General features: G+C 33.0%; 21 protein-coding genes. 9 read left to right on the top strand and 12 right to left on the bottom strand.

The genetic code is table 11. The features are described from left to right. Position 1: 1 nt before the first annotated feature. The gene (uvrC, locus tag AC3IPI_RS04140; RefSeq protein ID WP_489157324.1) at positions 2-1,801 is read right to left on the bottom strand and encodes an excinuclease ABC subunit UvrC; all 1,800 of its coding nucleotides are present in this window, start codon (positions 1,799-1,801) and stop codon (positions 2-4) included. Positions 1,802-1,909: 108 nt separating this feature from the next. Next, positions 1,910-2,437, bottom strand: coding sequence for a hypothetical protein (locus tag AC3IPI_RS04135; RefSeq protein ID WP_052250002.1), 528 nt, complete (start codon positions 2,435-2,437; stop codon positions 1,910-1,912). A 99-nt stretch (positions 2,438-2,536) separates the two neighbouring features. Between AC3IPI_RS04135 and AC3IPI_RS04130 the strand changes: the two genes are divergently transcribed. From AC3IPI_RS04130 to AC3IPI_RS04120, 3 genes are all read left to right on the top strand, one after another. Continuing rightward, positions 2,537-3,517 (top strand): succinylglutamate desuccinylase/aspartoacylase family protein, encoded by a 981-nt coding sequence (locus AC3IPI_RS04130; RefSeq protein WP_489157322.1) that lies wholly within the window; start codon positions 2,537-2,539, stop codon positions 3,515-3,517. Then, positions 3,507-4,073 carry a 5-formyltetrahydrofolate cyclo-ligase gene (locus tag AC3IPI_RS04125; RefSeq protein WP_489157320.1) on the top strand — a complete coding sequence of 189 codons (567 nt, stop codon included), beginning with the start codon at positions 3,507-3,509 and terminating at the stop codon, positions 4,071-4,073. The genes AC3IPI_RS04130 and AC3IPI_RS04125 overlap by 11 nt, the downstream gene beginning before the upstream one ends. Positions 4,074-4,580: 507 nt before the next feature. Then, positions 4,581-6,128: a vWA domain-containing protein gene (locus AC3IPI_RS04120; protein WP_489157318.1), complete on the top strand. Its 1,548-nt coding sequence runs from the start codon at positions 4,581-4,583 to the stop codon at positions 6,126-6,128. An 83-nt stretch (positions 6,129-6,211) separates the two neighbouring features. Here AC3IPI_RS04120 and AC3IPI_RS04115 read toward each other — a convergent pair whose 3' ends face one another. The 8 genes from AC3IPI_RS04115 to AC3IPI_RS04080 form a co-directional block, all read right to left on the bottom strand. After that, positions 6,212-6,961 (bottom strand): tetratricopeptide repeat protein, encoded by a 750-nt coding sequence (locus AC3IPI_RS04115; RefSeq protein ID WP_489157316.1) that lies wholly within the window; start codon positions 6,959-6,961, stop codon positions 6,212-6,214. A gap of 96 nt (positions 6,962-7,057) precedes the next feature. Then, entirely contained in the window at positions 7,058-8,812 is a 1,755-nt protein-coding gene (locus AC3IPI_RS04110; RefSeq protein ID WP_489157312.1) for a BatD family protein, read from the bottom strand. A 103-nt stretch (positions 8,813-8,915) separates the two neighbouring features. Then, positions 8,916-9,695 carry a tetratricopeptide repeat protein gene (locus tag AC3IPI_RS04105; RefSeq protein ID WP_039113162.1) on the bottom strand — a complete coding sequence of 260 codons (780 nt, stop codon included), beginning with the start codon at positions 9,693-9,695 and terminating at the stop codon, positions 8,916-8,918. Positions 9,696-9,743: 48 nt separating this feature from the next. Next, positions 9,744-10,778: a VWA domain-containing protein gene (locus AC3IPI_RS04100; RefSeq protein ID WP_489157309.1), complete on the bottom strand. Its 1,035-nt coding sequence runs from the start codon at positions 10,776-10,778 to the stop codon at positions 9,744-9,746. A 74-nt stretch (positions 10,779-10,852) separates the two neighbouring features. Next, positions 10,853-11,854: a vWA domain-containing protein gene (locus AC3IPI_RS04095; RefSeq protein ID WP_039113160.1), complete on the bottom strand. Its 1,002-nt coding sequence runs from the start codon at positions 11,852-11,854 to the stop codon at positions 10,853-10,855. Further along, positions 11,854-13,485 carry a hypothetical protein gene (locus AC3IPI_RS04090; protein ID WP_039113158.1) on the bottom strand — a complete coding sequence of 544 codons (1,632 nt, stop codon included), beginning with the start codon at positions 13,483-13,485 and terminating at the stop codon, positions 11,854-11,856. The genes AC3IPI_RS04095 and AC3IPI_RS04090 overlap by 1 nt, the downstream gene beginning before the upstream one ends. 158 nt (positions 13,486-13,643) lie before the next feature. Next, a complete protein-coding gene (locus tag AC3IPI_RS04085; RefSeq protein ID WP_039113156.1) occupies positions 13,644-14,507 on the bottom strand; it encodes a DUF58 domain-containing protein in 864 nt (287 codons plus the stop codon). An 82-nt stretch (positions 14,508-14,589) separates the two neighbouring features. Then, entirely contained in the window at positions 14,590-15,594 is a 1,005-nt protein-coding gene (locus AC3IPI_RS04080) for an AAA family ATPase (RefSeq protein ID WP_039113153.1), read from the bottom strand. 212 nt (positions 15,595-15,806) lie between these two features. Between AC3IPI_RS04080 and AC3IPI_RS04075 the strand changes: the two genes are divergently transcribed. The 3 genes from AC3IPI_RS04075 (at position 15,807) to AC3IPI_RS04065 (ending at position 18,902) form a co-directional block, all read left to right on the top strand. Further along, on the top strand, positions 15,807-16,679 hold the full coding sequence (locus AC3IPI_RS04075) for an aldo/keto reductase (protein ID WP_489157306.1): 873 nt from the start codon (positions 15,807-15,809) through the stop codon (positions 16,677-16,679). Positions 16,680-16,799: 120 nt separating this feature from the next. After that, entirely contained in the window at positions 16,800-17,552 is a 753-nt protein-coding gene (locus tag AC3IPI_RS04070) for an SDR family NAD(P)-dependent oxidoreductase (protein ID WP_489157304.1), read from the top strand. A 210-nt stretch (positions 17,553-17,762) separates the two neighbouring features. Continuing rightward, the gene (locus AC3IPI_RS04065) at positions 17,763-18,902 is read left to right on the top strand and encodes an ATP-binding protein (RefSeq protein ID WP_086893796.1); all 1,140 of its coding nucleotides are present in this window, start codon (positions 17,763-17,765) and stop codon (positions 18,900-18,902) included. Between the two features lie 248 nt (positions 18,903-19,150). Here AC3IPI_RS04065 and AC3IPI_RS04060 read toward each other — a convergent pair whose 3' ends face one another. Beyond that, complete coding sequence (locus AC3IPI_RS04060) at positions 19,151-19,894, bottom strand: DUF3298 and DUF4163 domain-containing protein (RefSeq protein WP_489157301.1); 744 nt, start codon at positions 19,892-19,894, stop codon at positions 19,151-19,153. A 191-nt stretch (positions 19,895-20,085) separates the two neighbouring features. Here AC3IPI_RS04060 and AC3IPI_RS04055 point away from each other — a divergent pair, with 191 nt between their 5' ends. Continuing rightward, positions 20,086-21,228, top strand: a complete 1,143-nt coding sequence (locus AC3IPI_RS04055; RefSeq protein WP_039113148.1) for a cystathionine gamma-synthase — start codon at positions 20,086-20,088, stop codon at positions 21,226-21,228. Between the two features lie 70 nt (positions 21,229-21,298). On the opposite strand, the gene AC3IPI_RS04050 is transcribed toward AC3IPI_RS04055, so the two are convergent. After that, positions 21,299-22,093: a THC0290_0291 family protein gene (locus AC3IPI_RS04050; protein WP_489157299.1), complete on the bottom strand. Its 795-nt coding sequence runs from the start codon at positions 22,091-22,093 to the stop codon at positions 21,299-21,301. Positions 22,094-22,416: 323 nt separating this feature from the next. Between AC3IPI_RS04050 and gdhA the strand changes: the two genes are divergently transcribed. Together gdhA and porZ are read left to right on the top strand one after the other, a co-directional pair. Further along, on the top strand, positions 22,417-23,760 hold the full coding sequence (gdhA, locus tag AC3IPI_RS04045) for an NADP-specific glutamate dehydrogenase (protein ID WP_039113147.1): 1,344 nt from the start codon (positions 22,417-22,419) through the stop codon (positions 23,758-23,760). A gap of 130 nt (positions 23,761-23,890) precedes the next feature. After that, positions 23,891-26,179: a type IX secretion system anionic LPS delivery protein PorZ gene (porZ, locus tag AC3IPI_RS04040; RefSeq protein ID WP_489157297.1), complete on the top strand. Its 2,289-nt coding sequence runs from the start codon at positions 23,891-23,893 to the stop codon at positions 26,177-26,179. Positions 26,180-26,220: the final 41 nt, after the last annotated feature.

Genomic DNA, 26,220 nt, shown 5'->3' with positions numbered 1-26,220 from the left:
GTTATTCTTGATTGGTGTTATTGTAAAATGTTGTTATTTTTTTTGCTTTGGATGGGCCTACAACATCTGCTATTTCTTTTTCGGTTGCCAGTTTTAATCTTTTAACACTTTTAAAATGTTGTATTAATGTAAGCATGGTTTTCTCGCCTATTCCCGGAATACTTTCTATAGAGGAATTTAATGCTGCTTTGCTACGTTTGTCACGATGAAATGTGATTCCGAATCGGTGTGCTTCGTTTCGTAATTGCTGAATTACTTTTAGGGTTTCGGATCTTTTATCTAGATATAATGGAACTGAATCTCCAGGATAAAAGAGTTCTTCGAGACGTTTGGCGATACCTATTATTGTAATTTTACCACGTAATCCGAGTTCGTCGATACTTTTTAAAGCCGATGATAATTGTCCTTTTCCTCCATCGATAATTATAAGTTGTGGCAGAGGTTCGTTTTCATCTAATAATCTTTTGTAACGGCGATATACAATCTCGGTCATAGAGGCAAAATCATCTGGACCTTCGACGGTTTTTACATTAAAATGACGATAATCTTTTTTGCTTGGTTTTCCATCTTTAAAAACCACGCAGGCTGCAACGGGATTTGTTCCTTGTATGTTGGAGTTATCAAAACATTCTATATGACGTGGCTCAACTGGCAGGCGTAAATCTTTTTGCATTTGTGCCATAATACGCTTGGTATGACGGTCGGGATCTACGATTTGTAATTGTTTGAGTTGTTCGATTCGGTAAAACTTAGCGTTTCTAATCGATAAATCCAGAATCTGTTTTTTATCGCCCAGTTGTGGAACGGTAACTTTAATGTTTTCTCCCAAATCGACTTCAAAAGGAACAATGATTTCTTTGGATAATAATTGGAAACGCTCACGCAGCTCAATTATAGCAAGTTCTAGTAATTCGGCATCGGTTTCGTCTAGTTTTTTCTTGATTTCTAAAGTATGAGAACGAATAATCGAGCCATGCGAAATTTGAAGAAAATTGACATACGCCGCGCTTTCATCTGAAACTATCGAGAACACATCGATGTTGGTAATCTTAGGATTTATAATAGTCGATCTGGATTGATAATTTTCCAGAACTTCTATTTTTTCTTTTATTTTTTGTGCTTCTTCAAATCGTAAATCTTGCGCCAATTGGGTCATATGGCGCTTAAAATCTTTCATGCTTTCTTTAAAATTTCCTTTTAGGATTTCGCGAATAGCATCGATTTGTTTTTGGTAATCTTCTAGTGTTTGTAGTCCTTCGCACGGACCTTTGCAATTACCAATATGATACTCTAAACATACTTTAAACTTACCACTATCAATGTTTGATTTACTTAAATCGAAATTACAGGTTCTAAGCGGATATAGCTCTTTTATAAGATCTAGTATTGTATGTACGGTTTTAAAACTGGTATATGGGCCAAAATATTCTGAACCATCTTTGACCATTCTGCGTGTAGAAAAAATACGCGAAAAAGGTTCTCTTTTTATGCAAATCCAAGGATAACTTTTATCATCACGCAATAATACATTGTAGCGTGGTTGTAGGGTTTTTATAAGGTTGTTTTCTAATAAAAGCGCGTCGGTTTCGGTAGGAACAACAATGTGTTTTATCGTTACAATTTTCTTTACCAAAACATTGGTTTTGGCAGTATCATGAATTTTATTGAAATAAGAAGAAACTCTTTTCTTTAAATTTTTGGCTTTGCCTACATATAATATTTTTCCATCTTTATCATAATATTGATATACGCCAGGATTATCTGGTAAAGTTTGGATTTGAAGTTCGAGAGGAGTCTGCATACAACAAATTTAAACTTTTGAGTTTGAATTTTATAATTCTTTTGAGTTTCTTCCAAAAAAAGAGCCCGTTTTTTTATAGAAAACGGGCTCTTTTTTTATTTGGAATTTTTATTTAATTGTAAAGTATTCGGTTTGTAGTAAATGCGTTCTTTCATCAAATGAGAAGTCTACATATTTTGCATCGTCTTTTTTAATAGAAACCTCTAAACTGCTTCTTCCGATTTCTTTTTTATCGGCATCAAAAGCTTTTAAAACTAGATTTCCTTTAAAATCTTTTTTAGCAATTAAGTAAATTGTTACTTTCTTTTGTTTATCAGTATCTGCTCCGTATATTTTTTCGGCTTTGCATTCCTCAAAGTTTGCTTTAAAAGTGGGTTCAGAAATCACTTTGGAGGTGTTGATGCTTTCGCTCATTCCTGAGTTTATTCCTTTTATAACATCTCCAATTCCTTTAGATGCGCTTTTGGCGGCATCTTTTCCTTGTTCTTGGAGTGCTTTTCCTGCACCTTCTATTAATTTAGATTTTACAGCAACTGCTTCGTTTCCGTCAGCTTCTGCTTCTTTCATTTTCTCTTCTTTACTCATGCAGGAAACCAGAAGGGTTAATGCGCCAAATAAAACTGCTATTTTTTTCATTTTAAATTTTGATGTGGTTAGTTGGTTAAGATTATAAGTGTTAAAGTCAAAGATATAAATTTAAAATATAATTTCTATATTTAGCTTTTATTATTGAATATGAGAAATAGTAAACCATTGGTGATTTTTGGGGAATCCATTTTACCAGGTGAAAGCAAAACCGTTAACGTCGAAATTGCTCGACTGCACACTACAACCAAATTGAACATTCCTGTTATTGTAAGACGTTCGAAGATTGAAGGGCCTGTTGTACTTTTTTCGGCAGGGATTCATGGTGACGAAATTAATGGTGTCGAAATCGTACGTCAGATAATAAGCAAGAGAATTAATCGTCCGCAAAAAGGAACTATCATTTGTATTCCGGTTATAAATATGTACGGTTTTGTAAATAAAGCGCGTGAGTTTCCTGATGGACGTGATTTAAACCGAGTTTTTCCAGGAAGTAAAAAAGGCTCTTTGGCAAGCCGTTTTGCTTATCATATTGTTACCGATGTTTTGCCAATTGTAGATTATGCTGTCGATTTTCATGCTGGTGGAGCAAGCCGTTTTAATGCACCGCAGATTAGGCTCTCTGAGAATAATCATGACTTAAAGGTTTTGGCGGATGTATTTAGCGCACCATTTACTTTGTATTCTAAAAACATTTCGGGTTCGTTTAGGAGTATCAGCGAAAAATTAAAAGTAAAAATGTTGCTTTTTGAAGGTGGAAAGTCATTAGATATTAATCATGAAATTGCTAATATTGGTATTGATGGAGTAAAGCGTTTGCTGGCTTATTTAGGAATGTTAGATTCTAATCATATTGTTACAACGCCTGAAGAACCGTCTATTTATATCGAAAAATCGGTATGGCTACGAGCTAAATGCTCAGGGTTACTACATGACTACAATACAATTGGAAAGTTTGTTAAGAAAGGAACTATTCTGGCAATTATTACCGATCCTTTTGGTAAGTTTGAAAGAAAAGTAAAAGCACCGCATGATGGGTATATTATTAATGCAAACCATTCGCCAATTGTGTACGAAGGGGATGCTATTTATCATATGTCCAAAAACAATCTAGAAGAAGATGACAACTAAAAAAGAATTGCGCTTACAAAAAAAAGGGTTGAGGAAACAACTTACTGAAACTGATATTGACGAATTGAGTTTGGTTATTGCCAATAAAGTACTTTCATTACCAATTTGGGAAAAAACTTATTTTCATATTTTTTTACCAATAGTAGAACATAAAGAAGTAAATACGGAGTTTATTTTGCATTTACTTGCTGGAAAAGACAAAGAAGTTGTAATTTCTAAAAGTGATTTTGAGACCCGAGAAATGACTCATTTCTTGCTTACAGATAATACTAAAATAAAGAAGAACGAATATAATATTCCTGAACCTGTAGATGGTCTGGAAGTTCCGTCGAGTAAAATTGATGTTGTTTTTGTTCCTCTTTTAGCGTTTGATACTTCTGGAAATAGAGTAGGATATGGAAAAGGATTCTACGATAAGTTTTTATCTGAATGTAAACCAGAAACAATTAAAATAGGTTTGTCTTTCTTTGAGGCTGAAACCGAAATTACAGATGTTTTTGAAGGGGATATAAAACTTGATTATTGTGTTACGCCTGAGAAGGTATATAAGTTTTAGGTTTTGGGTTTTTACCGCAAAGTTTATTTTGGGTCTTTTTACCGCAAAGTTCGCAAAGAAATTAGGTTTAGTTTGTGGTGTATTAAGGTTCGCAAAGTTTCTCCGTTTGTTTTTTTTTACCACAAAGTTCGCTAAGAAATTATATTTAGTTTGTGTTGAATTAAGGTTTGCAAAGTTTCTCCGTTTGTTTTTTTTTACCACAAAGTTCGCTAAGAAATTATATTTAGTTTGTGTTGAATTAAGGTTTGCAAAGTTTCTCCGTTTGGTTTTTTACCGCAAAGTTCGTAAAGAGATTATGTTTAGTTTGTGGTGAATTAAGGTTCGCAAAGTTTAAGAAAACAACATTCAATTTTAAATCGTTTATTTTCATTTGTAGAAAAAATTTAAAAAATTTTTGGCATTGAATTTGAATTGGCTCAAATTGCAGATAATTTTAACTAGTACATCCGGAATGCTAGCCATTATTTGAAAGAAAAACCAATTTACTAATTCTTAAAATTTATTTAAATGAAAAATAAACATTTTTATTTGATGGCATTCCTTGTTCTTGTTTTATTTAGTTGTTGTAAAAAACGTGAGTACAGCGATGAGGCTGCGGCCGCTGATGATGTAGTAGTTTATGATACGGAAATTCCCGAAAACATACTTCCAGATTCTAATACCGAAAGTTATGTTGGTCTTGAAGAAAATCCTTTTGAATCTCCTATAAAATCACCACTTTCTACTTTTTCTATTGATGTTGATAACGCATCTTATACCAATATCAGGCGTTTTATTAACAACGGACAAAAGGTTCCTCAAGATGCTGTTCGTGTTGAAGAAATGATGAATTTCTTTAAGTATAAATATCCACAACCAGAAGGACAAAATCCATTTTCGATTAATACAGAATTAAGCGATAGTCCTTGGAATAAAAACAGTCAATTACTAAAAATTGGTTTGCAAGGAAAAGATATTCCAATGACGAATTTACCAGCATCAAATCTTGTTTTTTTAATAGATGTTTCTGGATCTATGAGTGATGATAATAAGCTTCCGCTATTAAAAGAATCTATGAAGATTTTAGTAAAAGAACTTCGTAGTGAAGACAAAGTTTCGATTGTAGTTTATGCTGGTTCTGCGGGAGTGGTATTAACGCCAACTTCGGGAGATAATAAAGAAGAGATTTTAGATGCTTTTGATAATTTAAGCGCAGGCGGAAGTACAGCTGGTGGAGAAGGAATTGAATTGGCTTATAAGTTGGCACAACAAAACTTTATTAAGGAAGGAAATAACAGGGTTGTTATTGCTACTGATGGAGACTTTAATGTAGGCGCTTCTTCAGACATGGAGATGGAAAAACTAATTGAAGATAAAAGAAAATCGGGTGTTTTTTTAACTGTTCTTGGATTTGGAATGGGGAATTATAAAGACAGCAAAATGGAAGTTTTAGCCGATAAGGGGAATGGAAATTACGCTTATATTGATAACATTCAGGAAGCTAATCGATTTTTAGGTAAAGAATTTAAAGGTTCAATGTTTGCCATTGCAAAAGATGTAAAAATTCAGATAGAATTTAATCCTAAACATGTTCAGGCTTATCGATTAATTGGGTATGAGAACCGTAAATTAAAGCCCGAAGATTTTAAAAATGATGCAATTGATGCTGGAGAATTAGGAAGTGGCCACACGGTTACGGCATTGTATGAAATTATTCCGACAGGTGTTGAAAGTGATTATATTCCTTCTGATTTAAAATATACAAAAGTAAAATCGGACAATTCGAATTATAGTGATGAGCTTGCAACTATTAAATTTAGATACAAAAAACCAGATGGTGATAAAAGTATAGAAATGGTAAGTACTATTGATAATAAGAAAGTCTCTTTGGATAGTAGTTCTTCGGATTTTAAATTTACAACAGCAGTTGCCTGGTTTGGATTAAAATTAAGAGATTCCAAACTTATTGCGAATAGTTCTAGTGCGGATATAAAAAAGTTAGCAAAATCAGGATTAGCAAATGATGACGAAGGTTATAAAGCCGAATTTATACGATTGGTAGATGCTGTAAATTAGATAGATGTAGCAAACAAAAGAAAATCCCAAATTCAATTTTATATAATATTGAATTTGGGATTTTTATTTTTTAAACAAATGAATTATTTCACCTCTTTAACAGCCGAGGATTCTATCCAACCTTCGGTTCCATCGGTTAATTCTATTTTTTTCCAGTTTTGTAATGACTGTTTTACGTATACTTTTGCTCCTTCGTGAAGGGTGAAAATTGGTGAACCAGCTTTTTGAGGTTCGCTACGTACTTCGGCAATTTCTGCAAATACTATAGCAGGTCTTTCGTTATCAAAATGACTTTTTTCTAAAAACCCTGCTGTTAAGCTTACCAGTAAAGCAAGTAATATCAAAAACATTCCGATAAAATAAACTCTTTTAGAACGTGTAAGTTGCGAAAAATAGTACCCGATAAAGCAAAGCAAGAATGTCGATGCTATCCCTACAGAAATCCATGCCCAGATATTGTAATGATATATTCCGGTAAAGTTTCGGATGAGTTTTGCAAAACCCACTTTAGGAACTTCTTTTATTTCGTCGATTGTTAGTTTTTTAGCAAATTTTAAATTGTTTAGAGCCTCTGGATGATTAGGGTTTAATACCAAAGCTTTTTCGTAATTGTATATCGCTGGAGCTACTTTATTTAGTTTGTAATAGCAATTACCTAAATTATAATATAATTCAGCCGATTGTTTTTTATCAACTTTTATAACGTTTTCATACTCTTGTACTGCTTGCTCGTATTTTGATTCTTGGTATAAAGCATTCGCTTTATCAAAGCTATTTTGAGCAAAGAAAATTTGGGATAATAATAAGAATAGGTATAAAAGAATATTTTTCATTTTATTGATATGTAATAAGAGTTTCAACTTTGCGAACCTTAATTCAGCGTAAGCTAAATTTAATTTCTTAGCGAACTTGTATGGTTAGAAACTATATTAAACAATTTGTTTTTCTAATTCTGAAATTATCAATACAGCTTTATCAAAATCTTGCTGAATAGAAGCGCTAGATGCTGGTGCATATCGTGCAAACTCACAGTTCTCGGTTAGGCTAATGAAATTTTTAACCGATTCTGGATTTGCTTTTCGAGACAATAAAAGCTCTGTGATATTATCCTTGCTCATTTCTGAAGTTTCGATATGTAATTTGGCTTTCAGGAAATTATGCATTGCTTTTTCAAGCGCAATATAAAACGGCTCTTTGTTATTGATTTGTTTTTTAGCTTCAGATAAATATTTCTTAGCCAGTTTATTGTTCATTTTAATTCTGTTTCCAGTAATGTCACCATCAATAGCTTCTTTTTTCTTCTTAGCTAAAACTATAATTGGTACAATCAGGAATGGTAAAAACAATAGGGTATAAAACAAGTTTGATCCATAAAAATCATCGTTTACGACAGAGGTAAAATTGCTTTTTAGCTTAATATACTTGAACTGTTCTGTAGCCGATATTTTGTTTTTTGCAGTTGGGCTAGAAGCCACATTTGCATCTGATGGCGTTGGACCATCAAGAACATTCACCATGATTTCTGGAGAAGTAACTGTTTTGTAACTTCCTGTATTTAAATCAAAATACGAGAACTGCATTGGTTTTATGGCATAATTCCCTTTGTATTGTGGTATAATGGTATAGGTGTCTGATATTTTTCCAGACATTCCGCTAAGTGTTGTGCTTACCTTCTCGTCATGTACAGGGTCGTACATTTCTAGCGCATTTGGTACAACTGGTTTAGGCAGGGTAAATAATTTCATATTTCCGCTACCAGCAGCACTAACAACTAACTCCAGGCTTTCTCCGTTTTTTAACGTAGTTTTAGATGGCGTTACTTTAAAGTCGAATCGACCTACAGCGCCCGAAAATCCTTCTGGTTTGCTAGATTCTGGAAGTGCTTTTACATTGATAGTTTTAGCACCTGCCGATACGCGTTTGTTGCCATCGGTAACTACAACCTGACCAAACATATTTCTTCGGTTAGTAGGTAATTGCACATCGATATCTAACGCTAAAGGTTCAATCACTAATTTACCTGATTTTTGTGGATATAATACCGTTTTTCTAAGGACTACGTAACGATATTTTTCGCCTTTAAACATACCTTCTTCAGCAACAAGTTGTTTAATATCGATATTCTGACTCCAGAAATCATTGTATTTTGGTTTGTCTAATTCTCTCCAATTTGTGATACCGATATTATAACTGAAATACAATTTGTAAACAACAGTAATTGGTTCGTTTATATATGGGTTTGTCTTAGATATATCGGCAACTAGATATAAATTATCATCGGCAGATATTTGTTGTGGATCATTTGGATCTCTTTCTTGTGCTACTGCGGCAGTAACATTTATTTTTATAGGAGATGTTTTGTAAACCTGACCATTATATTCTATTGCAGCTTGTCTTATAACAAGGCTTCCTTTTTGGTTTGGTAATAAGAAATAGGAATACACTTTCTCGAATGAACTTCTTCCGTTTACCCATGACTGACTTACTTGCTGACTTGGTCCAGCAACAATTCTAAAACCTTCAAATGTGGGCTGAACAAAGTTATCGCCATCAACATTCATAATGAAGTCAATTCGAAGTCTTTCGTTTAAACCAAGCGTAGTTTTGCTTACTCTGGCCTCAAATTGAACTTGAGCCATAAGCCCTTGGAAACTTAATAGTAATAGAATTAAATATCTTTTCATTACCTGTTTAATCGTTTTTTTTAAATCGTTTAACTGTTTAATCGTTTAACCATTTATTGTTTGTCAAATAAACAAATAAACAGTTAAACGATTCAACTTTATTTTACCAGTCTTTTTCAGTTTTTCTAGGAGCGCCTTTAACTTTTTGACCGTTTACTTTATCCTGAATTTTCTTTTCTTCATTATTTACTGCATCAAGAAGATTTTGTAAACGTTCTTTAGAGATTCCTCCTGGTGTAGGTTTTGGTTCTCCTTTATTATCATCTTTCTTAGGGTCGCCTTTATCGTCTTTTCCGTCTTTTTTATCTTTATCAGGATCTCCCTTATCATCTTTTTTATCCTTGTCCTTATTATCTCCTTTGTCGTCTTTCTTGTCTTTTTTATCGTCCTTTTTGTCGTCTTTTTTGTCCTTGTCCTTATCTTTATTCTTGTCTTTGTTTTTATCGTTTTTAGGAGGATTTTCTTTTAGCATTTTCTTAGCCAATGCAAAGTTGTAACGTGTTTCTTCATCTGTAGGGTTGTTACGTAATGCATTTTTATAAGCTTCAACAGCTTGCCCATAATCTTTCTCTTTCATAAAAACATTACCAAGGTTGTGGAGTGCTTTGTGTTTTTGAGATGGTGTTTTGGCATTCTTTAATGCTTTTGCGTAAGCAAATTTAGCTTCGCTAGCTTGGTTTTGCTTATAAATAGCATTTCCTAAGTTATAAGGTGCAACGCTACGATTTGGGAATTTAGATTGCGAGATTCTATAATCAGCTTCGGCATCTACAAATTTATTCTGTTTATATTCTTCATTAGCTTTAGGCAACGCTTTGTCCTTTTCTTGAGCCGAAACAGCCAAAGAAAGCGTTAATAAAATATATAGAAGTAAATTTCTCATTCTAATTTTTTTGTTTTTTTGTTTCAAAAGATAACTGTGTTGAAACAATTATTTTGTTTCGTTAAATAAATTCAACTCTTTAACCCAATTTGTTTTTCTTTCTAATAAGAAAAGATCAATGAATAATAATGCAAATGCAATACCAATAAACCATTGGAATTGAGACTGAAAATCTGCCATTTGCGTAGCTTCAAATTCTGTTTTCTGAATATTATCTAAAGCATTTTTTACATAATCCAAAACTTCTTTGGTATTACTGCCATAAACATAACCACCTTTGGTTGCTTTTGCAATAGCTTTTAGCCCTTCTTGATTTAATTTTGTTATAACGACTTCATTGTTATTATCTCTTTGGAAACTCTCAACAACTCCATTTTTTTTCAATGGGATTGTAGCTCCTTTTTCGGTTCCGATACCAATAGTAATGATTTTCATTCCTAGTTTATTGGCTTCTTCGGCAGCAGCTTCGGCTCCTTCAGAGTGGTCTTCTCCATCTGAGATTAAAATCAATAGCTTACTTGTTTTGCTTTTTTCGTCAAAATAAGTTGCAGATAGTTTTATAGCTTCGTCAAGTGAGGTTCCTTGCGATGAAACCATATCTGGGGTCATGCTTTGCAAGAACATTTTGGCAACGCTATAATCGGTTGTAATTGGTAAAACTGGGAAAGCACTACCTGCATAGGCTACGATTCCTATTCGGTCGTTTCCTAGCTGATTGATAATTTGCGATACTAATTGTTTACTTTTTTCTAAACGACTTGGAGCAACATCTTCGGCAAGCATACTTTTAGAAACGTCTACTGCAAATACAATATCAATTCCCTCACGTTTTACAGTTTCCATTTTTGTTCCAATTTTCGGATTTACCAATCCTAAAATTAATGCAGCTAAAGCCAAAAGGATAACTCCTAACTTTAAAAATGGTTTAAAAACAGAATGCTCCGGAGTTAGTTTTTTTACTAAATCCAAATCTCCAAATTCGCGTTGTTTTTTTCTTTTCCAATACATATTGAAAAGAAAAAGGCACACCAAAATTGGAAGCAATATAAGAAGGTATAAATATTTTTTTTCGTCTAATTCCATTTTTAAATTCTAGTTTTCAGTTTCTAGTTTCAGCTCTCAGTTATTTACTGTGACTGTAACGGAATACTGAAATATTAAATAAAGCTTCTGTAAACAGTATTTCGTAATCCAATTTCCAATAATAGCAATAAACCAGCTAATATCACAAAAGGTCTGTATTTTTCATCGTAATCATAGAATTTTAATTCTTCGATTTCGGTTGTTTCCAGTTTATTAATCTCATTATAGATAGAAGCTAATTTTTCATTACTTGTAGCTCTAAAATATTTTCCGCCAGTTTTGTTTGCAATGGTTTTCATCATTTGCTCATCAATTTCTACTTTCATCATTCTAAACAAGAACTGACCATTTGGAGCAATTGCATAAGGAAACTCTGCCATTCCGTTAGTTCCAATACCAATTGTATATACTTTAATACCGTATTGTTTTGCAATATCTGCTGCTGTATCTGGCTCAATAAATCCAGCATTATTAACACCATCGGTCATTAATATAATAACTTTACTTTTGGCTTTGCTGTCTTTAAGTCTGTTTACGGCTGTTGCCAATCCCATTCCTATTCCAGTTCCGTCAACAAGAACATTGTCATATTTTATACTTTTAATAGCCTCAAGAATAATTGCTTTATCACTTGTTACCGGAGTTTTTGTATAAGCTTCAGATGCGTATAAAACAAGTCCAATTCTGTCGTTTGGTCTTTCGCTAACAAAGTCGGCAGCCAATTTTTTAAGCGCTTGCATACGATCTGGTTTTAAATCTCGTGCAAGCATACTTCCAGAAACGTCTATTGCCATTACAATATCAATTCCTTTTGTTGTTTTTGTCTTATTACTTACATCTACCGTTCTAGGTCTTGCTAGTGCAATTATCAAAGAGCTTAAAGCTAAAATTCTAAATACACCCAAAAAAGGTTTTAGTTTTGCTAATAATGATTCTGAAGATTTAAAACCTTGCAGTGAACTCATTTTTAATGTTGCCGATTGCTGATTTCTTTTCCAGAATAACCAAGCAATTGCAATGGGAATCAAAAGAAACAACCAGAAAAACTCAGGGTTTAAAAAAGTTATTTTATCCATTAATTAGTTGCTTTTTTTAGTTCTACAGAGTTTAATATGCGGTCTGCAATATCATTGGCATAAGTATCTCCTTCTTCGTGAAAAATCATTATTTGTTGTAATCCGCCTTCTTGGCTAAATAAAAGGATTTCGTAATACATTTTGGTACTCGATTTAGTGCCTTCATCTATACTAGAGAAAGTACCGTAACCTTTAACTCCACGAATTCCTTCTTTGGTTTCGAAATCTTCTTGTTTTACAATCATATTTCGTGCTCCTTGTGCTTCGATAGTTTTTATGGTAACTTCTAGAGATTTTGATAAATCAATTTGAGTTTCTTCCTTATATTTTAAAGTAGAAATCATCAATGAGAAATTATCAACCAAGCTTCCGTATCCAAAGGATTGCATTTCTTTAATTAACGCTAAACCTTCTTTAGGGAACATTTTAGTCAAATCCATTCTTTTTAAAACTTTTGGAGTTTCAATTAAAATGCCAGGATTTCCGTATTCACTTTTTACCCATTCTCCTTCTAATAATTCTTTAGATGGATGCCCGATAATATTATCTTTTACATAAGTAAAACCTTTGGTCGCAATAAAATAACTGGTAACAAGAACAATCAAAAACAATACAGTTGCTACTGATAAGGCAATACGTTTGTTGCGTTTTTTTAGTAACTGAAGTTTTATTTGTTTCTGTCTTTGCGCTTCGTTTAATAAAGTATCTTCCTCGACAACTACTTCTACAGGAATTGCGCTGTCTAGTGTAAGGATTGCTTTTTGAATTTTATTTCTGTCTTCGGTAATTTCAAAATCTAATGGTTTAGATTTTGCAAATTTCACTAAATCGGCTTGTTTTAATACACGCTCTAAGTTCTCGACAGTTTCTGGCGTTAATGCCATTTTTTTCTTTACTGATGCAGCTCTAATTCCTTGTATTAATTCAGATGTCGTGCTTTCCATCGCTGGAATTTCGATTGCTTCCTCGATATAATTTCTGGCAATATCAGTCAACTCGCTATAATAGGCTTTAACTTCCCCTTTTTGCCAAAGTTCTTTTTTCTCTAATGTGTTAAGCAAACTTGTTGCTTTTTCGATAGGAGTTTTATAAACTTCTTCTTCAATTTTCTTTTGCTGTCTTTTTTTGATAAACCAATATACAAAAGCACCAATTCCTAAAATTAAGGCTAGAATCAAAAGGTATTTCCACCAATCTCCAATTCCATCTTCAACTTTAGTAATGTCTTTAATGTCATACATTTTTTGTTGCAACGTATCTACTTTTACATTTGCAACTTCTACTCGAATAGAATCAGATAGGTAAGGTTTTTTATCGATGAGGATTTGAATACTAGGAATAGTATATCTTCCAGAATCAAATTGAGTTAAACCATATTTTTTAATCAATTCATAACGGTCATCTTTTTTGACAGTATCAATTGGATATGATTTAATTACCTCAAGAGGACCAATATTTTTAAGTTTAGGAAAAACAACTTTCGACTTAGAATCGACAGAAGTTTTAATTGTTAACTTAAACTCAGCTCCAATTTTATTTTTAGTAGTATCTATACTAGTCTCAATCTGTTTTTGTTGCCCAAAAACAGTTGCCGATAGCAAGAATAAAAATATGTAAAGTTTTAATTTCATTTGATTTTTTAAATTTCAGCTTTTAATCTAAAACGAATGCTTAAAATTGGAACAATGATAATACAGATTTAAGCAGATTTTATTTTTATTTTTTTCTTCGAATTATGTTTAAAATCTAATTTTCTAACAATCTAAGAAGTCTAATTAATCTAATTCTCTTATCTCGATTTAAAATAGCCTAATAATTTGGTTACATAACTTTCGTCTACGCGAGTATTTACAACACCTGCTCCCGATTTGCTAAAAGTCTCTTTAAAATAAGCTACTTTGCTATGGTAGTGTTTTTCGTAATTGGCACGTATTGTTTTGGAACCTGTATTGATTAATTGTGTTTTACCAGTTTCGGCATCAAGCATTGAAACCATTCCGATATTTGGTATTTTTTCTTCTCGAATATCATATACTCGAACACCTGTAATATCGTGTTTTTTTGATGCAATTTTCAAGGTATGTTCATAATCATCAGACATGAAATCGGAGATTACAAAAACGATGGCTTTCTTTTTTTGTGTACCTGATAAAAACTTTAATGCTTGTGCAATATCAGTTTTATGACTTTTAGGTTCAAATTCTATTAATTCGCGGATAATACGCAATACGTGAGATCTTCCTTTTTTAGGCGGAATATACAATTCGACTGTATCCGAGAATAAGATTAAACCTATTTTGTCATTATTTTGAGTTGCCGAAAAAGCCATTGTGGCTGCAATCTCGGTTACAATATCTTTTTTAAACTGATTTTTAGAACCAAAACTTTCAGAACCCGAAATATCCACCATAAGCATCATGGTAAGTTCGCGTTCTTCTTCAAAAACTTTTACGTGGGCTTCATTATAACGAGCGGTTACATTCCAATCGATAGCACGTATATCATCGCCATATTGGTACTGACGCACCTCGCTAAAAGTCATACCACGACCTTTAAATGAAGAGTGATATTCTCCCGAAAAGATATGATTACTCAATCTTTTGGTTTTGATTTCTATTTTACGTACTTTTTTTAATAGGTCTTTTGTATCCATTTTTAATTTGTTTAAAGTTTAAGAGTTTAAGGTTTCAAGTTCGATATGCGACAATTTGAAACTTTAAACATTAAACAAATTTTTAAGGTACTTCAATTTCGTTTACAATTTTATTGATGATGTCTACAGAAGTGATGTTTTCAGCCTCTGCTTCGTAAGTAATACCTACTCTGTGACGTAATACATCGTGAACAACTGCACGAACATCTTCTGGAATTACATATCCACGACGTTTAATAAAAGCATAACATTTTGCGGCATTGGCTAAGTTGATACTTCCACGAGGAGATGCTCCAAAACTGATAAGTGGTTTTAAATCAGCTAATTTGTATTTTTCTGGGTAACGCGTTGCGAAAACAATATCAAGAATATATTTTTCTATTTTCTCATCCATGTAAACTTCACGAACAGCTTCTTGTGCACGTAAAATTTGCTCAACAGAAACAACTGGATTTACTTTCTCATAACTTCCTTTTAAATTTTGGCGAATTACTAGACGCTCTTCATCCATTTTTGGATAGTCAATTACGGTTTTAAGCATAAAACGGTCAACTTGCGCTTCTGGTAGTTGGTATGTTCCTTCTTGCTCAACAGGGTTTTGAGTTGCAAGTACTAAAAACGGGCGATCTAGTTTAAAAGTAGTGTCCCCAATAGTAACTTGTTTTTCTTGCATCGCCTCCAAAAGTGCCGATTGTACTTTGGCAGGAGCACGGTTAATCTCATCGGCAAGGACGAAATTGGCAAAAATTGGTCCTTTTTTGATAGAAAATTCATTTGCCTTGATGTTGTATATCATCGTACCAACAACATCGGCAGGTAATAAATCGGGTGTAAATTGGATACGGCTAAACGAACCTTGCACTGCTTGGGAGAGTGTATTTATCGCTAATGTTTTGGCTAATCCAGGAACACCTTCTAATAAAATATGACCCTGACCTAGAAGTCCGATTAATAAACGTTCGACCATATGTTTCTGACCCACAATAACTTTGTTCATCTCCATTGTGAGAAGGTCTATAAAAGCACTTTCTCTTTCAATTTTTTCATTGATCGCTCTAATGTCTAAAGTCGTTGTATTTTCTTCCATATAAATATTTTTAAAACCTTGAATTTAATGCCTTACTTTTGAGAGTGCAAATTGAATATTTTTTGAGAAGTAAGATGTTAAAGAATGGTTAAAACTTCGACCAAAGCTCTAATTTTAAGGTTGAATTGTGATTCTATTTTTATATTTTTAAGAACTTTGATGATTATGTTTTAGAAAGCAAGATTTATTACTACAAATAATGTTATATTACCATGAGCAAAACGCTATTATCGCCTATAATTGTGGGCACTATGAATTGGGGAGTTTGGGATAAAAATCTAACTCCCAAAGAAATGGAAAACCTTATCCAAATATGTTTAGAGAATAAAATAACCACCTTTGATCACGCAGATATTTACGGTTCATATACTACCGAAGCTGATTTTGGAAAAGCATTCGCAGCAAGTAAAGTTTCAAGAGAGAAATTGCAACTGATTTCGAAGTGCGGAATCCAGATGATTGCCGAAAACAGAAACAATAAAATTAAGCATTACGACTATTCTAAAGAATATATTATTTGGTCTGTAGAAAACTCTTTGAAGAATCTTAAAACGGATTATTTAGATGTTTTTTTACTACACAGACCAAGTCCTTTAATGCAAGCCGATGAAATTGCCGAAGCTGTTGAGAAATTAAGAACTGAAGGTAAAATTGTAGATTTTGGATTGTCTAATTTTACAAGTGCACAAACGGAATTAATTCGCCAAAAAATCGATGTTAGTTTTAACCAAGTACAATTTTCGGCTACAAATTATGAGCCGATGGTTGATGGTAGCTTTGATTATATGCAAATGCACGGAATTCGTCCGATGTCATGGAATCCGCTAGGGACAGTTTTTAGAGAAGACAATAAACAAACGCGAAGATTAAAGAAATTATTGGCAACATTGGTTTCTAAATATAGCTTAGGGTCAGATACTATTTTGCTAAGTTGGATTTTAAGACATCCTGCAAAAGCTCTTCCGATAGCTGGAACAGTAAACGTAGCCAGAATTCAATCTTTAATGAAAGCGGTAGAATTAGAATTAGAAAAAGAAGATTGGTTTGCTATCTGGACAGAAAGTATGGGAGACGATGTGCCTTAATAATAGTTTTAAGTGTCAGTATTCAGTTTTCAGCAGCTATTAGTGTGAAAAAATATTTGCCATAGATTAAAAGATTAAAAATATTTTTTTAATCTGTGGCTAAAAAATAAAAAACATAGAATGAAAAAAACAGTTCTAATTACTGGTGCTACAAGTGGTATAGGTAAAGCCACGGCACAATTAATGGCAAAAAATAACTATAAAGTTATTCTTTGTGGTAGAAGACAAGATCGATTATCAGAATTAGAGAAGGAACTTTCGGAATTTACAGAAGTGCATACTTTGGCATTTGATGTTAGAGATAAAGAAGCTGTTTTGGAGCGCATTAGTTCTTTGCCAGAATCATTTTCTGTGATAGATGTTCTTATCAATAATGCAGGAAATGCGCATGGATTGGATCCAATTCAAACAGGAGATTTAGACGATTGGGATGCAATGATTGATATTAATGTAAAAGGACTTTTGTATGTTTCTAAAGCGATTATTCCGCAAATGACAGAACGAAAATCGGGACATATTATCAATATTGGTTCAACTGCAGCCAAAGAAGTTTATCCTAACGGAAATGTATATTGCGGTACAAAACACGCTGTTGATGCAATAAGTAAAGGAATGCGAATAGATCTGAATCCATACGGAATTAGAGTAGGAGCTATTCATCCAGGAATGGTTGAAACTGAGTTTAGCGAAGTACGTTTTAAAGGCGATGCAGAGAGAGCTTCAAATGTTTACAAAGGGTTTGCTCCATTGCAACCAGAAGATATTGCCGATATTATTCATTTTGTGGTTTCAAGACCTTATCATGTAAATATTGCCGATTTAGTAGTTACGTGTACAGCTCAGGCATCCTCGACTATTGTTAAAAGAAATTAATTAGATTATTAGACTAGCTAGACTTCTTAGATTTTTAGACTAATAAAAATCGTTAAATGAGATAATTGAGGTTTTAATAATTGCACTAATATGAATTAAGATGGTTTTATTTATGTTGTCTTACGATAAGACAATCGAACAATCCAGTAATCAAATAATCCAACAGTCTAAGAAGTCTAAGCTAGTCTAATAATCTAAGAAGTCTAAATAATGATTAACAAACGCCTTTTAATAAAAAACCTACTCGCTCATAATGATGAGAGTAGTTTTTATGATAAAAAAAGGCAATTGAACTTGCATTCTCGCGAAGGGAAGGCAAAGTTTTTAAAGCATATCTGTGCTTTATCAAACTCGAACCCTACTAATAATTCTTATATAGTTGTAGGTGTTGAGGACCAGGATAATGAGATTGTAGGTGATGATTTTTTTGACGACAGTCGGATTCAGAATCTGGTAAATGCTTTTCTTGAAAATCCTCCAAAAATTCAATACGAAAATGTACCTTTTCCTAATCTTCCAAAAGATAAAGTAATAGGATTGGTTACAATTAAGCCTAAAAGTAAGATTTCTTATTTTAAAAAAGGAATTCACACTATTGTTGCTAATAGTGTTTTTATTAGACGAGGAAGTAATTCGGTTCCTGTTGAAGAAAGGGAAGTGGAGAAAAATTATCAAAATACTGAAACCGTAATTGGGATAGAGAATAGTTCCCGTAATAGTATAGAGTATACGCTGGATGGTGTAATCGACTTTATGAATTTTCGACATAAAGATATGTCGCCTAAGTATAAAGTTTTTAAAGAATTATTTGTTATTTGTTGGGCTGGAGTTCCTAATAAATCTCGTGATAAAACGTTTTTGTCCCGTGTCGATATCGAGCTGATAAATGAGCAAATTAAGTTGTTTTATTCTGCTCAGGATGTAGTCACAATTACTTTTGATGAAGATAGTTTTACTATTCTCGAATACGTTCCGTTGGGCTTAAATGATAAAACAAGTTATTATCCGCTGGAACAACAAACAATTCATTTTTTTGATAATGGCTACTATAAAATAGATAGAGAAATACTTTTTCAGCCGCCGGAGTTTAATCGAAAAATGCTTTATCATATATACAACTCTAATATTGCATTGCTTGGAAAATTACAAAAAGGAGTGGCCTTGTCTAATCGTGAAATGATTGATTTGGAGAATTTACCTTCGACTTTTATGATTTGTTATCTTAATGGTTTTGAAGATGCAAAACAAAAATTAATTGATGCGAAATTACTTTTAAAGCCTTTTACTCAAGTGTATTTATCTTTTAAAGAAGCTTTACGAATCTTGAGAAAGATGAAATATGATGTTTAGTGAGGAAGGTGAATTAGGCGCTAAGGTTCTGATAAGCAAAGGTTCAAAGGTTTTTTCAGACTGCATCTAATGAAAATTTTTCATGAATGTCAATAATGTGTCTCGCAAAGGTTTTTCGTAGAGACGCACCGCAGTGCGTCTAATTCTTTGTGATTGTTTTTTTGAATTGCCTCCAGTTTTAACTGGAGGAGAAATTAAGGTTTTGTGGTTGGCTTCAGCCAAATTGTTTTCGCTTCTGTATTCAAGAATTACTTGAAAATTAAGTAATCATTTACTTTATCGTAAGGCAATAATAATTCTTTTGGACCATCTGCATACGAAGCTGCTTCATACGAATTGTAATAAAGTAGTAATCCTTCTTTAGTATAAAAAATATTTAAAGGCAGGTTGAATTTTTCATTTTCAAACATTAATCCTGTTGCATTGATGCTTCCGTTGGCAGGAATTTTATATTTGTTTCTGAATTCTTTTTCGGCGAAAGCCTTAAAATCTTTTTCGCTTTTAAATAATTGATTGTTTGTAATTGTTTTTCCTGTTTTAGGATTAAACAATAAAGAACGATATCCTTGGTAACCATGTGCGCCTCCAGTAAAGGTGTAATGGTTGATTTTTATGTTTAGAATGCTATCAGATTGATATTCTACATTACCCTCAATTTTGGCCTCCCAACCAAATTTATCTTCGGGAAATTTTTTCTGCATTTCTTCGTAAGAGCTAATAAAGGATTCAGTTAAATCATTATAATCGGTAGATTGGAATGGTTTTTCTCCAAAATAAACGATTTCTTTTAAGACAGAAAATACTTTCTTATTGATGCTATCTGCTACGATTGGAACATCTTGAGCAATCGGAACTTTTAAACTAATCTGAGGACAATTGGTTTTACAAGGTAAAGCTGATTTCTTTTCGAATGTTTGTTCTTTAAAAGAAAGTTCTTTAGTGCAACTTGTTAAAAATAAAAGGCTTACGAATAAAAAGGTATATTGTCTCATCTTGAAAAATGTTAATTAAATACAAAGGTATTAACTTGTAACTTGATTAAAATAAATTAATGGGTAAATTTGTAGAGTATTTTGGAGTCTCAAAAACATAAAGGTATGAAATTGATAAGATTTCAAGCATAAAATTATAATTAAGTAAAAACAGTGCCATATTGCACTAAAAAAATAAATATTATCTACATATGAAATTCAATACAAAAGTTATACATGGTGGTCAGCATCATGACCCAAGTACAGGAGCAGTAATGCCTCCAGTGTATCAAACATCTACGTTTATCCAAACAAGCCCAGGGCAACCTCTTGGAGATTACGAATATAGTAGAGCATCAAACCCTACAAGAAGTGCTTTGGAAAATGCCTTGGCTAGTATTGAAAACGGAACACGTGGATTAGCTTTCTCATCTGGATTAGCTGCTACTGATTGTGTTTTACGCTCATTTAAAGCTGGTGATGAAATCATTGCTATGGATGATTTATACGGAGGAACATACCGTATGTTTACACGAATTTATAAAGATTCAGGAATAAAATTTCATTTTGTAGATATGAATGATATCGCAAAATTTGAGTCTTTAATAAACGAAAATACAAAATTGGTTTGGGTAGAAACACCTACAAACCCGTTGATGAAATTGGCGGACATTCAGGAAATTGCCAAAATCACTAAAGAGAAGAAAATATTATTTGCAGTCGATAATACCTTTGCGACACCATATTTACAAAAGCCTCTTGATTTAGGAGCTGATATTGTAATGCATTCTGCTACTAAATATTTAGGTGGACACTCAGATGTTATTGCGGGAGCTTTAATTGTAAAAGATGAAGCTTTGGGTGAGCAATTACATTTTCAGCAATTTGCTACTGGAGGAACTTTAGGACCAATGGATAGTTTCTTGGTTTTAAGAGGGATTAAAACGCTTTCGCTAAGAGTACAAAGACATTGTGAGAATGGAGAAAAAGTGGTTGATTTTTTAAGTAATCATCCAAAGATAAAAACAGTTTATTATCCAGGTTTACCTAGTCATCCGTTTCATGAAATTGCTAAGAAACAAATGAAAGCTTTTGGAGGAATGGTTTCCTTTACTTTTGTTTCGGGTAAAAAAGAAGATTCGATCACTTTCTTGGAAAAATTGAAAGTTTTTACTTTGGCAGAATCTTTAGGAGGAGTAGAATCTTTGGCAAATCATCCTGCTTTAATGACTCATGCTTCTATTCCTGCGGATAAGAGAGCAGAAGTTGGAATTACAGATGATTTGGTTCGATTAAGCGTAGGTATTGAAGATGCAGAAGATTTAATTGCTGATTTGAAACAAGCTTTAGAATAATAGAAAAATAAGAGAAATAAAAAACCCCAACATTTATAAAATGTTGGGGTTTTGCTTTATGTGAAAGTTTCTAATAATCTAAGTAGTATACATAACCTAATGTAAACCAAACCTGAGAATCATTGGATTTATTTTCTGTGAATACTTTCGAATTTGGGTTCAATCCATCAATCCAATCTGAGTTGTAAAATTGAGCTCTCATTTCAAACAATAAATCGTGCATAGGAGCCATTTTAAAACGTGTTCCGATACCAGCTGTTAATGATAATACAGTTCCGCTTTCGCTAGAAAACCCGTATGGGTGTCCGTCTGAAGGAACTAAGTATTTATAAAAAGTAGTTGCAGGATCTCCTAAAGGTCCAAGAGAAGAACTTACTTTGGTGTTGTAATAACTAAACTGAATTCCTCCACTTATATAGGGACTAAAACTACCTATAGTATTTTCGTAATCATGCATTTTCATAAATGGCGAATACTCTAGTTGTGTACCAAGATTAACCAATGATGTTTTTCCGCTCATGGCTTTAAGTTGGATAACTCCTATTTTATTAGGATTGCCATTAACCGTTTCACCAAAGTGGTCTAAACTTGTTTGGTTGTATGAAATTTCAGTACGTACTTTAAAGTGTTCATTAAAATACGCTTCACGTCTTGAATTGTATGAAAAATTTAAAAAGTGTACTACACCAATACCAAAACCTGTGTTTTTGGTATTTGTAGAGTTATCATTTCTTTGGCCATAGTCTGACTTGAAAGCAGAGGGGCCAAAAATAACACCAACTTCATGAGCTAGCCTAGATTGTGCCTTGGAATTGTATGAAAAAATAAACGAAATTAATAGTGAGATTACTGTGTTTTTGAGCATTAGGTTTAAATTTCTTTTCGCGACAAAGATATAAATATCCATCACAAATCATAAAATTTTCAAAAAAAATAAAAATGCTAAGGAGTATGTTGTTTTGACATTAAAACTATAACGTTTTCGTGCAAGACATTGCGTTAAAAATATCTATTTTAAAAAATATGTATTAATAATACAATTCTACTCATAATTTATAAAATATCAAGCCCAATTTCTTTATTAGGCGTATATTTGTGGAAAATAACAAAAGGATACTTTTATGTGTGTTTTTTGTTGTTTGGTTGAGTAAATAATAAAATTAATTTATTTGATAATTTTTTTAGAAAATGAAACAAAAAATAAATGAATTTATGGCTCTTGTAGAGTCAAAAAATCCAAATGAGCCTGAATTTATTCAAGCAGTTAGAGAATTTGCTGAAACAGTAATTCCATTCATTGCTGAACAAAAAAAATATGACGGTAAGAACTTGCTTCTTAGAATCGCAGAACCAGAACGTTCTATAATTTTTAGAGTGCCGTGGGTTGACGATAAAGGAGAAATTATAGTAAATAGAGGTTTTAGAATTCAGATGAATTCGGCAATCGGACCATATAAAGGTGGAATTAGATTTCACCATACAGTAAATTTATCAGTTTTGAAATTTTTAGCTTTCGAGCAAGTTTTCAAAAATAGTTTAACGACACTTCCTATGGGAGGTGGAAAAGGAGGTTCTGATTTTGATCCTGAAGGAAAATCTGATGGTGAGATTATGCGTTTTTGTCAATCGTTTATGACCGAATTATGTCGTCATATCGGACCAGACTTAGATGTACCTGCCGGAGATATTGGTGTTGGAGCTAGAGAAATTGGATACTTATTTGGTCAATACAAAAGAATCAAAAATGAGTTTACAGGAGTTTTAACAGGTAAAGGAATCGCTTACGGTGGTTCATTAATCAGACCAGAAGCTACTGGATACGGTGTTGTATATTTTACAGACCAAATGTTACGTACTATTGGACATGAGATTAAAGGAAAAAGAGTTGCGATTTCTGGTTTCGGAAACGTTGCTTGGGGTGTAGCTTTAAAGATAAATGAATTAGGAGGGAAGTTGGTAACAATTTCTGGTCCTGATGGATATATTTATGATGAAGAAGGTATTTCTGGAGAGAAAATCGAGCATATGGTAGAAATGAGAGCAAGTGGAAATAACAGAGCAGAAATGTATGTTAAGAAATATCCAAATGCTCAATTCCATAAAGGAAAAAGCCCATGGGAAGTAAAAGTGGATATCGCTATTCCTTGTGCTACTCAAAATGAATTGAACGAAGAAGATGCTAAGAAATTAATCGCAAATGGTGTTTTATGTGTTACAGAGGCAGCAAATATGCCATGTACACTTGATGCAATAAAACAATTTGTAGGTAAGAAAGTTCTTTTTGCTCCAGGAAAGGCTGCGAATGCTGGTGGAGTTGCTGCATCTGGATTAGAGATGACGCAAAACTCAATTCGTTTGAACTGGACTAGTGAAGAAGTAGATCTTAGACTAAAAGACATAATGGTAGGAATCCATAACCAATGTAAGAAATACGGAGTTGGTGCAGATGGTTACGTAAATTATGTAAAAGGAGCTAATATTGCTGGATTTGTAAAAGTAGCAGATGCTATGCTTGCTCAAGGAGTAGTATAGTTTTTTAAATACAATTAAAATGCCTCCATTCGAATTTTCGAATCGGAGGCATTTTTTATTTATATCAGAACGAAATTCAAATACTTTCGTTTGTATTATATTTGTGGAACCAATTGTATAGGTATAGATAATGGAAAAAAAGTTTCTTTACGTTTTGTTCTTATTGCTCATGCAATTTGGTTTTGCGCAAAACAAATTATTATGGCAAGGTTATTTTTCTTATAACCAAATAAAAGATGTTTCGGGTTCTCCTACAGCAATTTATGCTGCTACAGAAAATGCATTGTTTTCTAAAAATACTGCAACAAATATTGTTAAGACAATAAATACTGTTGATGGCCTTTCTGGGCAATCTATCTCGTCTTTATATCATAGTGAATCATTTCGTAAAACACTCATTGGGTATGAAAACGGATTGATGACAGTGATTAATGAAGTTGATGGAAGTATTGTAAAAGTGGTTGATATCATAAACAAACAACTTCCTGCGAATCTTAAAAAAATTAATCATTTCATGGAATATAATGGGATGGTTTATGTTTCATGCGATTTTGGAATTGTTCAGTTTAATCTCAAGACATTGCAGTTTGGAGATACTTATTTTATTGGAGACAGTGGAGCTCAAATTAATGTAAGACAAACTACGATTTACAACGGATTTATTTATGCAGCGAGTAATAGTGGTATAAGGAAAGCTAATATTACGAATCCTAATTTAGTCGATTATATTCAATGGTCATTAGTTACTGCGGGCGATTGGTCAAGTGTAGAAACAAATGACACAAAACTGATTGCAATTAATACTTCAGGTTATATTAATAACTACGATTCAGGGTCTAATACTTTTATTGGATTTATGTCGCTCCCTCTACCGTCAAAAGATATGAGAGCTAAAAATCATAATTTATTTATAACTACAGCAAGTGCAGTTTATGTATATAATAACCAAATGGTTTTACTACGCCAGATAAATAATAGTGACGTTTCGATCACAGGATTGAGTTTTACTTGCGCAACTGCTATTGGCGACAATATCTATATTGGTACAAATGAAAGTGGACTTTTTGTTTCTACGCTTTCAGGGGCTTCTATGTTTGAAAACACTATGCCGGCGGGACCATCGCGAAATAATATTTTTGCTATTAATGTTGTGCCAAATTCACTTTGGGCCGTCTATGGGGATTACAGTGTTTCTTATAATCCATATCCATTGGATAGTTATGGAATTAGTAAATTTAATAGTGCGGGATGGTTAAATATTCCGTACGAAAAATTGTTTCAGGCTAAATCTATATCAAGAGTTATTGTTAACCCTAATAATGAAAACCAAGTATATGCGAGTTCTTTTTTTTCAGGATTATTAAAAATAGATAATGAGACTCCTTCAATTTTATATAATCAATCAAATAGCGGATTAGAGACTCTTACGTTTGTGGGGCCAAATTATATAGATGTTAGGATAAACGGGACTGCTTTCGATAAATTAGGGAATTTATGGGTGACCAATAGTTTGATTAAAAATGGATTAAAAGTATTGAGAACTAATGGGCAATGGCAAACTTTTCCTATTGGTATGGTTCTTATTAAACCTGAAGATGCTAGTTTTAGCAACGTGGCTATAGATAAGAATGGGACAAAATGGATTGGTACAAATACAGATGGCGTAATTGGTTTTAATGAAAGTACAAATACAGCCAAAAAAATTGCAGTTGGTATAGATAATGGGAATTTACCAATTACAGATGTAAGGGCAGTTGCAGTAGATGCTAAAAATCAGCTTTGGATAGGTACAACAAGGGGGCTTCGTGTTTTGAGTAATGTAAATAATTTTCAGACAGAAAATCAATTAAAAACAAACCCTATTATCATAATGGATGATGGTTTGGCTCAGGAATTACTTTACGAGCAATTTATTTCGGCAATTGTTGTAGATGGGGCAAATAATAAATGGATTGGAACCACAGATTCAGGTGTTTTTTTTGTTTCACCAAATGGTCAGGAAACTAAATATCACTTTACGATAAATAATTCGCCATTGCCAAGTAATCAGATTAGCGATATTGGTATAAACAATGTTACCGGAGAAGTTTATATTGCTACAAATAAAGGAATGGTTTCGTTTAAAGGAATCGCTACCGAAGCCAATGAAAATTTAAATAATGTATATGTATATCCAAATCCTGTACGTCCAGAATTTTCGGGAACAGTAAAAATTGCAGGATTACTAGATAAAGCCAATATTAAAATTACAGATATCGAAGGTAATCTTGTGTACGAAACAACATCCGAAGGAGGAACAATCGAATGGGATACGACTGCTTTTGGAAAATATAAAGTAGCTTCTGGTGTGTATATGATTGTTGTTTCGGCTGAAGACGGAGGAGAAACCAAAGTTAAGAAAGTAATGATAATACGATAGTTTTTAGTGTCAGTCCCAGTAATCAGTCTCAGTTTCTAAAA

The organism is Flavobacterium sp. GL_143 (assembly GCF_057834355.1).
This window is presented reverse-complemented; position numbering and strand designations above follow the sequence as displayed.